This window comes from Nostoc sp. CHAB 5715 (assembly GCF_020829685.1).
Classification (GTDB): Bacteria; Cyanobacteriota; Cyanobacteriia; order Cyanobacteriales; family Nostocaceae; genus Nostoc.
This window is the reverse complement of sequence record NZ_JAIVFR010000794.1, coordinates 1-3566: the sequence shown is the minus strand read 5'-3', so window position 1 is coordinate 3566 and position 3566 is coordinate 1. Positions and strand designations below refer to the sequence as shown.

The 3566-nt window shown below is 38.6% G+C and carries 3 protein-coding genes; all 3 read left to right on the top strand.

Translation table 11 applies throughout. The annotated features are described in order from the left end of the window. Positions 1–542, top strand: a 542-nt coding sequence (locus LC574_RS31390; RefSeq protein ID WP_229457482.1) for an acyl-CoA dehydrogenase family protein, incomplete at its 5' end; no start/stop codon positions are given. 4 nt (positions 543–546) lie between these two features. Continuing rightward, positions 547–1617, top strand: a complete 1071-nt coding sequence (locus LC574_RS31385) for an HAD family hydrolase (protein WP_229457481.1) — start codon at positions 547–549, stop codon at positions 1615–1617. Positions 1618–1644: 27 nt separating this feature from the next. Continuing rightward, the coding region (locus LC574_RS31380; protein ID WP_229457480.1) for a condensation domain-containing protein at positions 1645–3566 on the top strand (1922 nt) is incomplete at its 3' end.

Genomic DNA, 3566 nt, shown 5'->3' with positions numbered 1-3566 from the left:
CACAAGAAAATTTAGTAGGTAAGTTAGGTTTTGGTTTTTCTTATATCGCTTCTTCTGCACTAGATTATGGAAGATATAGTGTAGCGTGGGGTTCTGTTGGTATTGCTCAAGCTTGTCTAGAAGCTTGTATTCAATACACAAGCGAACGCAAGCAGTTTGGTGTTTATCTAAAAGAACATCAATTGATTCGACAAATGATTACTGAAATGATCGCTAATGTCAAAGCAGCAAGGTTATTGTGCTATCAAGCTGGCTATCTTAAACAAATTGGCGATCGCACTTCCATAATGGAAACTTCAATTGCTAAATATTTCGCCTCTACAACCGCAACTAAAATCGCCAATGATGCTGTACAAATTCACGGTGCCAATGGTTGTACAAGTGAATATTCTGTTGCTAGATATTTACGAGATGCCAAAATCATGGAAATAATTGAAGGCAGCACGCAAATACAAGAGATAACCATTGCAGATTACGGTTATCAAGAGTATATCTCACAACCTACTCCTACTGTGCCTCAAAAATTATCGGCAAGGATGTGAAAACATGATTAGTACCAAAGCAAAAGTTTTAAATCATCAACAAGCTGCGAAAAAATTTATTAAATGTGTAGTTTGGGATTTAGATAATACACTTTGGGATGGTGTATTGTTGGAAGATGACTGCGTTGACTTGCGAGATGAGGTAGTCGAGATTATCAAAACATTAGATAGTCGTGGCATTTTACAATCTATTGCTAGTAAAAATGATGCCGCTAAAGCAATGGCACAACTCCAAGAGTTTGAATTACACGAATATTTCCTCTATCCCCAAATTAACTGGAACTCTAAGTCAAGTTCTCTTCAAGAAATTGCTAAGTCTCTCAATTTAGGTATTGATACATTTGCTTTTATAGATGACCAATTATTTGAATTAGAAGAAGTAAAATTTTCACTACCTGAAGTTCTTTGTATCAATGCTGCTGAACTAGCAAATTTGCTAGCTCTGCCAGAAATGAATCCTCGTTTTATTACGAAAGATTCAAAATTGAGACGGTTGATGTATATTGGTGATATAATTAGAAATAATTCTGAAAAAACTTTTGTCGGCACTCAAGAAGAATTTTTAGCTACACTCAATATGACTTTTACTATCTCTTCTGCCCAGGAAGAGGATTTGCAAAGAGCCGAAGAATTAACAGTCAGAACCAATCAATTGAATACAACGGGTTATACATACTCCTATGACGAACTAAATCATTTTCGGCAATCAGATAAGCATAAACTTTTAATTGCAAGTTTGGATGATAAGTACGGTAGTTACGGCAAAATTGGCTTAATTCTTGTGGAATGCCAAGAGTTAGTCTGGACTATAAAACTTTTGTTGATGTCTTGTCGTGTGATGTCTAGAAGCGTCGGCACAATTATGCTCAACTATATTATGACATTAGCTAAAAATAATAATGTTCGTCTGCGTTCTGAGTTTGTTTCCAACGATCGCAACAGAATGATGTATGTCTCGTACAAATTTGCAGGCTTCCAGGAATTTGCCAAGCAGGGAGATTTGCAAATTTTAGAAAATAACCTCACACGCATTCAACCCTTCCCTGAATATGTAAACGTCAAAATTCTCAATTAGAAGTGCTTGTAGCTTGATAGGGGCATTATGGACAACACAAAAGATAAACTTTTACAACGACGGTCAAAACTTTCACCCACTCAGCGATCGCTTCTCGAAAAACGGCTGCGGGGTGAAGTTGACTCTCAATTAGAAGTCATTCCCAGACGTTCTCAAACAAGTCCTGCTCCCCTATCCTTTGCTCAACAAAGACTGTGGTTTTTAGCTCAATTAGAACCAGATAACCCGTTCTACAACATACTTGCTGCTGTTCGCCTACAGGGACAGTTAAATGTAGGAGCATTACAACAAAGTTTTAACGAAATTATCAGCCGTCATGAAGCACTGCGAACTAATTTTCAAACCAGAGAAGGACAAGCGGTAGCCGTCATCTCTCAAGAAAAGCCCATAACGCTGTCAATATTTGATATTAGTGACCTACCAGAAAATCAACAACAAGCCGAAATTAAACAACAAGCAGCACAAGCAGCACAACAACCCTTTGACATTAGCAGTGACCATCTACTGAGAGTCAAGCTATTACGTCTTGGAGAGCAAGAACATATCGTCCTACTGACAATGCACCACATTGTTTCTGACGGTTGGTCAATCGGCGTATTAGTAGAAGAATTAGCAACACTTTATCAAGCTTTTTGTAAGGGACAGCCCTCTCCATTGCCTACATTACCAATACAGTATGTAGACTTCGCTGCTTGGCAAAGACAATGGCTGCAAGCAGAAGCACTCGAAACTCAGATATCTTATTGGCTTAAGCAGTTAGATAATGCACCAAAAGTATTACAATTACCTACAGACTACCCAAGACCAGGAATTCAAACTTACCGTGGTGCAACCTACTCATTTGAGTTATCAAAAGGACTATCCACATCCCTGAATAAATTAAGCCAGCAGCAGGGAAGTACTTTATTTATGACGTTGTTAGCAGGTTTCCAAATACTGCTATGGCGTTATACAGGTCAACAAGACATTGTGGTTGGCTCACCCATTGCTAACCGCAACCGTGCGGAAATAGAAGGGTTGATTGGATTTTTTGTCAATACCCTAGTATTGCAAACTAATTTAGCGAGAAATCCCAGTTTTGAGGAGCTACTAAAACGGGTGCGGGAAGTATCATTAGGAGCTTATGCACATCAGGATTTGCCTTTTGAGTTGTTAGTTGAGCAACTGCAACCACAGCGTTCTTTAAGTCATACACCACTATTTCAAGTGATGTTTATACTTCAAAATGCGCCGATGTCAGCTTTAGAGTTGCCTGGTTTAACTTTAACTCAGTTGAAAAGTGATAGTGGTACTGTCCAGTTTGATTTAACCCTAGAGATGATAGAAACGGAGTCAGGGTTAGTTGGAACTTTTGAATACAATACTGATTTATTTGCTCAAAGTTCCATACAAAGGATGGTAGGTCATTTGCAAACGTTGTTTGAAGCAATTGTTGCTAATCCGCAGCAGCGTTTGTCAGATTTACCATTGTTGACAGAATTTGAGCAGCATCAATTGCTACGGAAGTGGAATGATACAGCTACTGATTACCCCCAGGATAAATGTATTAATGAATTATTTGAAGCGCAGGTAGAGAAAACACCTGATGCGATCGCAGTGGTATTTGAAAACCAACAGCTAAGTTATCGGGAATTAAGCCAACGAGCAAATCAACTAGCGCATTATTTGCAAAAACTGGGAGTAAAACCAGAGGTATTGGTAGGGATTTGTGTAGAGCGATCTCTAGAAATGAGTATAGCCATTTTAGGCATCCTCAAGGCAGGGGCAGCCTATATACCCATTGACGTAAATTATCCAAAAGAGCGGATTGAATATATATTAAAAGATGCTCAAGTGGAAATTCTCTTGACTCAACAGCATCTAGAAGTTGAATTGCCTAAACACCAAACATCACTATTGTATTTAGAGCGCAATTGGTCAGATATTGCCCAACAATCAACCCAGAATTG

Coding starts and splice junctions, on each gene's coding strand:
- LC574_RS31385 (WP_229457481.1), top strand. CDS start 547: ATGATTAGTACCAAAGCAAAAGTTTTAAATCATCAACAAGCTGCGAAA.